Origin of the sequence: Herbaspirillum sp. B65, from assembly GCF_000333555.1 — a bacterium.
Lineage (GTDB): Bacteria > Pseudomonadota > Gammaproteobacteria > Burkholderiales > Burkholderiaceae_D > Herbaspirillum > Herbaspirillum rubrisubalbicans.
The window spans coordinates 1-7,896 of the sequence record NZ_BADI01000519.1 but is presented as its reverse complement, the minus strand read 5'-3'; the positions used below and the strand labels follow the sequence as shown (position 1 = coordinate 7,896).

Here is a 7,896-nt window from a genome sequence, read left to right as displayed (position 1 = left end):
CAGCCTTCGAGAACTCAGCAGGTGCTGGAGACCGCTGGCGGCAAGCTGGAAGACATCGTCGACCTGACCACCTTCCACACCGACATGCGCGACCTGCCGCTGTTCATCAAGGTGCGCAACCGTTACCTGGGCGCCTATCCGCTGCCGGCCTGGACCGCCATCGGCGCCCACATGTTGGGCGGGGCGCCCGGCTACATCATCGAGATCAAGGCCGTGGCGCATCTGCGCAAGAAGGAGGCGTCCCCGACCTGAGCCTGATTGCAGCACCCGGAGTCCGCGCTACCACATACCTATAACAACGACGGAACATGACCGACATAAAGGAGGAGACCCCATGAAAAACCAGGAAGTCAGCCAGATCATCGATGGCGCAGGCTTTACCCGATTCCACTGGATGGTGATGTGCCTGTGCGCATTGCTGCTGGTGTTCGATGGCTATGACCTTTTCATCTACGGCGCTGTCTTGCCGGTGCTGATGAAGCACTGGAGCCTGTCGCCGGTGCAGGCCGGTGCGCTGGGCAGCTATGCACTGTTCGGCATGATGTTCGGCGCCTTCATCTTCGGCCCGCTGGCCGACCGCATCGGTCGCAAGAAGGGCGTGGCGATCAGCTTCGTGCTCTTTAGCGTTTCCACTTTCCTGAGCGGTTTTTCCAGCACGCCCAGCGAGTTCGGCGTCTATCGCTTCCTGGCCGGTCTCGGTTGCGGCGGCCTCATGCCCAATGCCGTGGCGCTGATGAATGAATATGCGCCCAAGCGCTTGCGCAGCACCCTGGTGGCCATCATGTTCAGCGGCTATTCGCTGGGTGGCGTGCTGTGTGCCGGCCTGGGGATCTGGATGTTGCCCAATTTCGGCTGGCAATCGATGTTCTTCGCCGCCGCCGTGCCGCTGGTACTGCTGCCGCTGATCCTGTGGAAGCTGCCGGAATCGGTCGGCTTCCTGTTGCGTGCCGGCAGGCAGGAACAGGCCCGCGCCATGCTGGCCCAGGTCGCACCGCACCTGCGTATCGACGCCGATACCCAACTGGTGCAAGCCGATGCCAAGGGGGCCGGCGCACCGATGCTGGACCTGTTCAAGCAGGATCGCCCGGTGGGCACGCTGATGATCTGGATTGCCTTCTTCTGCTGCCTGTTGATGGTCTATGCGCTTGGCTCCTGGCTGCCCAAGCTCATGGCCAGTGCCGGCTACAGCCTGGGTTCTTCGCTGTCCTTCCTGCTGGCGCTCAACTTCGGCGGCGTGGTCGGCGCCATCGGTGGCGGCTGGCTGGGCGATCGCTTCACCCTGCCCAAGGTGGTGGTGAGTTTCTTTACCGTGGGCACGGTAGCCATTGCGCTATTGGGCTTCAATAGCCCGACCCCGGTGCTGTACCTGCTCATCATCGTGGCTGGCGCGACCACCATCGGTACCCAGATCCTGCTGTACGCCAACACCGCCCAGTTCTATCCGCTGGCCAGCCGCTCCACCGGTCTGGGCTGGGCCTCCGGTGTGGGGCGCTCGGGCGCCATTGTCGGTCCCTTGCTGGGTGGCGCGTTGATGGCGGCGGCCCTGCCGCTGAAGATGAACTTCCTGGTCTTTGCCATCCCCGGCCTGGTAGCGGCGCTGGCCATGGGCATCTTCATGCTGCGTTACCGTCATGCCCGTCCGGTGACTCCTGCGGCGCCCAGCGTCACGGCCACGCCGGTGTCGCGCAGCGTTTAAGATCGATTCACGGATCGCTGGTTCGGCGCCTGCGGTGGACTTCCACCCGGGCGCCGGGCCATTTGTGTCATTTGTGCCATCTCAGCCGTATCAGACGTATTAGCAAGGAACGATTCATGGTCCAACGACAAGGCTCGCTCACCGCCTGGGTAGCCGGTTTCCTGGCAGTCCTGATTTCCTATGCAGGGCCGCTGGTGATCTTCGTGCAAGCCGCGCACGCGGGCCAGGTACCCACGCCGCAACTGGTGTCCTGGGTGTGGGCCATTTCCATGGGGGCGGGCGTGAGCGGCCTGCTCTTGAGCTGGTGGTTCCGGCTGCCCATCATCACCGCCTGGTCGGCGCCGGGCACGGCGCTGTTGTTGAGTCTTTTCCCCGGCATCAGCATGAGCGAGGTGGTGGGAGCCTACCTGATGGCCGCGCTCATCCTCATTGCCATCGGTGTGACCGGTTACTTCGAAAAGATATTGGCCTTCATTCCCAAAGGCATCGCGGCCGGCATGATGGCCGGCATCCTGTTCCAGTTCGGGGTGCAAGCCTTTCGCTCCAGCGTGGGCGCGCCGCTGATGGTGTTTGCCATGCTCGCGGCCTACCTGGCCGGACGCCGCTGGTGGCCGCGCTATGGCATCGTGGTGGTGGCGCTGACCGGTTTCGCGGTGGCCTTCGCCAGCGGCAGGACCGACCTGGGGGCAGTGAGCCTGGAACTGGCGCGGCCCGTCTTCATCGCCCCGCATGTGGGTCTCGGCGTGTTCTTCAGCCTGACCGTGCCGCTCGTGCTGGTGAGCCTGACCGGCCAGTTCCTGCCTGGCATGGCGGTGCTGCAACTGGCTGGCTACCATCCGCCCACGCGCGCGGTGGTCACCGGCACCGGCCTGGCCTCGCTGGCGATGGCCTGCTTCGGCGGCATCACCATCGTGCTGGCGGCCATCACGGCGGCCCTGTGTACCGGCAAGGACGCCCATCCTGAACCCGGCAAGCGCTATATTGCCGGCATCGCCAATGGCGTCTTCTACCTCATCGGTGGCACCTTTGCGGCGTCCATCGTGACCCTGTTTGCCGCCTTCCCCAAGGAATTGATCGCCGCCCTGGCCGGCCTGGCGCTGATCGGCGCCATCGTGTCCAACCTGCGCCTGATGAGCCAGGAGGGCGGCTACCTGGAGCCCTCCGTTATCACCTTCCTGGCCACCGCCTCCGGCATGAGCCTGTTTGGCCTGGGCGCGGCATTCTGGGGTGTGGTCTTCGGCATGAGCGCCTACTGGCTCATCGGCCGCCCCCGCAACACAACATGATCTGGATGGAGACTGCAATGCCCCTGCATGACAACCCCTTCGACTTGAGCCCACGGTCTTTGGGCAAGCTTTTTTTCGCCAATGGGGATGCAAAAATCAGCTTGAAATTCATCTAACGTCGGACCGTTGAGAACTACAAAACGGTGCAGGGTAAGCCATACCGACTGAAAATCCTTGCTGGCCCAGTCGCCCCAGGCCACCCTGTAAAAGGTGGATTTTGTTTTCTCCTGATATGCCGATCTTATTCTCATACCCGCCCCCTGTCAGGTTTCTTACGCAGGAAGGCCGCGGTAACAAGTTGGAGATGGCGGTCAAGAGCTGTTTTCGCGATGATTTCTGCAAGTGACTTTTCGGAGCATAATTCGTCCCAATTTTCACCAGCTGCATTGGCCTTCAGAATAGCTTCCACAGTACGAGCAAAATGCTGCATCGGAATCTCAATACTGGCCTGCATTTCGATGTACTCCTTGGGAAAGAATTTGACAAATGTCTCCCATAAAATTTGAGATAAGGAGGTAAGTTGGCCGGGCCGCATCCCAAATGCTTCGGTAAACGACGTGCGACTGTTTGCTGGCCATTCAGAATCATTCTCATAGCCAATCAGCACATATTTCACCTGTTCGATACTGGAAATGCCATGGAATTGCGCTGAGCGAACAAAAAAACGTGCTGACACATGCGCATTTCCTGTGAGCGCTTGGATTGAATGAACATAATCCAGTTGATGAGACCCGATTTGAATTACGGTTAACATCACTCCAGCATTTTCGATCTCATTTTGAAGCCCAGTGAGCCAGATTAGCTCCTTATCTGTCATTGTTTGAGCTTCGTCAATCAGTAGTATTGCCGTGTTGGACCCACCACCTTTGGCGAGGGCAAGAAAACAGTTAATTGCCATTTGCTCCTTCTTGCGAGGTGTCTGCCGGGAACCCCAATACTTCTGACCAGCCGCTCGCAAAACGTCCGAAAAAAAAGCGCCTGCGCTGTTATGAGCCATAGTGCGGTTGATAATAACAAGGGGAATCTTTTTCCCGAATCTCTCGCTGAGAATCTCGCTAAGGAAATACTGAACTGCCCTGGATTTTCCATAGCGAGACGGCCCCCAGATATAGCCACCTGTAGCTTGCTCTTCAATCCAGTCCCCGATTACTTCTGCAAGTTGGTCAATCGCCGGCGTGAAAATGGCATATTGCTTGGAGAGGATGGGATGTTGGGGAGGCACCTTCATGACCATTTCATGCCTCTATTTAACAACCGTTCTGCGTCGGGCGGGCAATTGGCTTGGGGAGGTCGACGCAAAATCTGCCGTTGCATTTGTCGTAGCTGACCCAGTTTTATCGAATGAGCGAGATTTTTTTCCGGGATTGGATGAGCGAGAGTCCGCGATAAGTGCATCGATTTTCTCGCTGATTAGCTGATTCCGATCCACTACGTCTTGATGGGAACGGACTAAAGCCTCTCGTGCTTCAAGGTAAGCAGGATGAATAGGTAGTTTCCCTTTCGGGCGAGACTCAGCGAAATCAAGAAATTCCAATACTGGATCGACGTTTTGAGCCAAATGCATGACTTTTCTGGCAACGAGGGAATTTATCTGCTTACGAACACGCAGAGTGTGTGGAGTCAGGTGCCAAGGAGGATGGGCACGTAGGTGGCCAAGAATTTCGCCGTCTGAGGTCGAAACCATGATGACGCATGCGTTGTATTCATCATCATTGATAGCCCATATTTTCTCTCCGACTAGATCTTGCCGGCGGTCGAGCCAATCAGCTGAATAACGGCTCCCCTCAAAATTGATGTATGGTCGCCGGCCAGTTTTATATCCCCCTTTCACCGTGCATGGTTTGCGTACGCTGAAAATGCAATTAACATCCTTTGGATCCGCATACCGAGGATTGAAGTCGCCCCGACCGCTGAGGTAAATCAGCACTTCTAGCGGCGAGCGATTACCTAGACTTGTGTGAGGGGAAGCATTGTAGTTAGCGATAAATACATCAATCAGTTCCTGTGCGTATTCATATTGGAACTGACTAGTCACGGCGATCATTTCACCTGACTTACCAAGATTTTCAGACGCTTTCCCTCCGGTTGTGTTGCTCATGCGTTGAAAGCCGTTTTTCCCAAGTTTTGTGAAAAAACTTTCAATAAAAGGGCGGTCATCTTTACTACGACGTACCGCATAGCTGTTATTAGGAGTCACAAGCACTGTCCCAGCAATATCTCTTAGTTGTGTTTCCACCGTCTTGCAAGTATTTGCTAAAGCCCCATCGACACTAAATTCGTCATAACAGATGCCCACGAAGCGATCACTGTAACCAGATGGAAGCGCAGCGTTTGCGGTATAGGCTTCGTCGGAAAAAGTAATTTGTTTCCGCTTCCACTTACTGAGTGACATCTTGATCGCTTGAAGTACATCTGACTTGGAGACCTCTTTTCCCATTGAAAAATAGTATCCAAGCACTGCTCTGGTGAGGACTTCTAAAATAACGATTACCCAAAGCCGATGCACGATCTTAGGAGTCGCATCTCCGTCCAGCTGAGGAACCATCACACAAAATCTGCCGTCCAGCTTATGGGCATCAACCTCCACACGCTGAAACACCCTCAGTACGGGACGCCCGGTTCCATCTCCAGCTTTTGCCTTTTTCCCAAGATCCGCACCACCAATCGCCAAGGTTGCTTTGGCGGGATTGTTTTCCATTGTTCGCTCAACAAAACGGCGAATGGCGGCGTATCCAAAATATTTGGTATTAAAAGGCCATTCCCCTCGAGCTTCCATCCCTTCCCTACGAAACTGCGCCAGCAACCACTGCCACAATGCTTTTTTCGGCTTTTTTTTGGATTCAGTTAGGCGTACTTCTGAACTGGCTTTCAGAATCCGTTTCTCAAAATTTATCCTGATTTGAGGGTATCGATCGAATGCAAGTCGAAGCGCCCCGGATGTACCGTACCCCCAATCATCAACTGTCATAGGTCTTTGGCGGTTGTAACCTTTGATATTTTGATTGCGAATAAGAGCACGCCATCCGTACAAACGACCGTCAGGATGAATTGCCAAGCAGCGCTCCCGAATAAGTCGGTAGACCTGGATTCCGCCGATACCACATTGGGCGCGTATTTCATCGTAAGAATTTCCGCTGAGATAAAGCATCACCGCGTGCTTTCTTTTAAGAAAGTCCAAGCGGTGCTTTTCTGTAAGCGCAGCGATGTCTACCGACGGCCAGAGAGATAGATCGGCGCTATCGGCAAGACCTTTGACATTACGGCCACGTTGCTCATCCGCATCATCCATACGCTCACCTCGCCAGACGGGACCGTTATTGAATTTACAAAATTGGTACTTTCGGCGCGTAATTTACAAAATCAGTACCGGCTATCGGTACTAAAAGTGTAAGCAGAGGACCGGGAAATTCAAGGAATGCGGAGAACGCCAGGGAAGTCGAGATTTACAAGGTTAGTACTATGGACGTTGTCTGGAGGCTTTAATGGGTGAAAAGTTAGGTGCATGTGTGCGTCCGGATCGAAATTGGACTGTTAGGTGGATTGGGTCCTTACCTTACTATAGGTCAGAGGGATTTCCCTACGCTGAATCCCCCCTCCGGTAACTGCAGAGCCTTTTGGGCGGTACTTACACAATGGCTGTGATCAAATCCCAAGCGGTCATGACCTGCTCCCCAATTTAGTACGAGAACGACTTGGAGTCTGCGGTTAAAAAGGTCTCTGCAAACTGTTGCGGCATCAGGTACCCAAGAGAACTATGCGGCCTCTCAGAATTGTATTCTCGTCGCCAGGCCGCAATGATTTCACGAGCATGCCGCATCGAAACAAACCAATGTTCATTCAGGCATTCATCCCGAAACTTGCCGTTGAAACTCTCGATGTAGGCATTCTGCTGCGGCTTGCCAGGTTCAATGAAGTTCAGCTTCAATCCGTTTGCATAGGCCCAGGCATCGAGCACCTTGCCGGCGAACTCGGGGCCGTTGTCGATGGTAATCGATTGCGGCAATCCTCGAAGCTCTGATAGCCGCGACAGTACCGATACAACCCGTGTGCCTGGCAGCGACGTATCAACCTCGATAGCCAGGCATTCCTTGGTGAAGTCGTCTACGATGTTCAGGCAGCGCAGGCGGCGGCCATCAGCCAATCTATCCGATACAAAGTCCATTGACCAGCTCTGATTGGGCATCGTCGCAGGAACTTTCAGTTGCCGCTCCACGCCCGCGATGCGTTTCCTCTTGCGGCGCCTGACACTCAGGCCCCGTCTGCCGATACACCTGGAGAAGCTTCTTGGCCCCGCTCCCGTGCTTCTCATGACCCAGGTGCTCGTTCAGTTCGACTTCCAGGGCTCGTTCCTTTTTACTCATTGTGACTCCGGACAAGGCGACAGTTTCCTGCCAATAGTCCGTTTACAAAATTATGTACAGGCCCAATCTGCGAGCAAATCAACACTGTCGAGTTGCATCGAAAATTGCCCCAGTCTGTTGCTAAATTTCATTCATATAAACCCAGATCCCTTGATACTGTCCGCCCGCGCGTCTCCGGTCTTCCACACGGGTGACGACGAATTTGGCGTATGGCGGGAACAAGACCTCCCGCTCTTGATCCTGATTAGAAATTAATTGCACATCGCGTCCGGTTCTGATGTCATCGATGACAATGGTGATGTTTTTTCCAGGAGCAAACGAATCGCTGTATGTCTTGGAGGTGCTAAGAAATTTCTGATAAGAAACCAGATCTCCAACCCGATATTTGTCGATGTTCCCGCCTTCTCCCCGATATACTCTGCCCTGATTGTAATGCGGCAGTTTTTGCAATCCTGAGATGCCTGCCTGCACATCGTCCAGATCTCTATTGAGACGATTAGTCCCGACCTCGCCAAGGCGACTACTCGGTTCACTGGTCAGAGCATTCCAGTCT

Annotated in this window: 6 protein-coding genes and 1 pseudogene; 3 read left to right on the top strand and 4 right to left on the bottom strand. The window is 54.9% G+C overall.

From position 1 onward, the window contains the following. The 3 genes from I5W_RS12600 to I5W_RS12590 all read left to right on the top strand — a co-directional run. The coding region (locus I5W_RS12600) for a Rid family hydrolase (protein ID WP_044529485.1) at window positions 1-252 on the top strand (252 nt) is incomplete at its 5' end. An 82-nt stretch (window positions 253-334) separates the two neighbouring features. After that, window positions 335-1,696: an MFS transporter gene (locus tag I5W_RS12595; protein ID WP_044529483.1), complete on the top strand. Its 1,362-nt coding sequence runs from the start codon at window positions 335-337 to the stop codon at window positions 1,694-1,696. Window positions 1,697-1,812: 116 nt separating this feature from the next. Next, window positions 1,813-2,982: a benzoate/H(+) symporter BenE family transporter gene (locus I5W_RS12590; protein WP_044529482.1), complete on the top strand. Its 1,170-nt coding sequence runs from the start codon at window positions 1,813-1,815 to the stop codon at window positions 2,980-2,982. A 247-nt stretch (window positions 2,983-3,229) separates the two neighbouring features. On the opposite strand, the gene I5W_RS12585 is transcribed toward I5W_RS12590, so the two are convergent. From I5W_RS12585 to I5W_RS12575, 4 genes and pseudogenes are all read right to left on the bottom strand, one after another. Continuing rightward, complete coding sequence (locus I5W_RS12585; protein ID WP_050010668.1) at window positions 3,230-4,210, bottom strand: ATP-binding protein; 981 nt, start codon at window positions 4,208-4,210, stop codon at window positions 3,230-3,232. A 15-nt stretch (window positions 4,211-4,225) separates the two neighbouring features. Then, complete coding sequence (locus tag I5W_RS31250; protein WP_148289102.1) at window positions 4,226-6,271, bottom strand: hypothetical protein; 2,046 nt, start codon at window positions 6,269-6,271, stop codon at window positions 4,226-4,228. Between the two features lie 387 nt (window positions 6,272-6,658). After that, a pseudogene (locus tag I5W_RS12580) lies at window positions 6,659-7,255 on the bottom strand (IS3 family transposase); the annotation flags it as partial. Between the two features lie 208 nt (window positions 7,256-7,463). Next, window positions 7,464-7,896, bottom strand: a 433-nt coding sequence (locus I5W_RS12575; RefSeq protein WP_044529480.1) for an ADP-ribosyltransferase domain-containing protein, incomplete at its 5' end; no start/stop codon positions are given.

What these genes read in the sequence shown, in the direction of transcription:
- I5W_RS31250 (WP_148289102.1), bottom strand. Translation starts at nt 6,271, where the DNA reads ATGGATGATGCGGATGAGCAACGTGGCCGTAATGTCAAAGGTCTTGCC.
- I5W_RS12585 (WP_050010668.1), bottom strand. Translation starts at nt 4,210, where the DNA reads ATGAAGGTGCCTCCCCAACATCCCATCCTCTCCAAGCAATATGCCATT.
- I5W_RS12590 (WP_044529482.1), top strand. Translation starts at nt 1,813, where the DNA reads ATGGTCCAACGACAAGGCTCGCTCACCGCCTGGGTAGCCGGTTTCCTG.
- I5W_RS12595 (WP_044529483.1), top strand. Translation starts at nt 335, where the DNA reads ATGAAAAACCAGGAAGTCAGCCAGATCATCGATGGCGCAGGCTTTACC.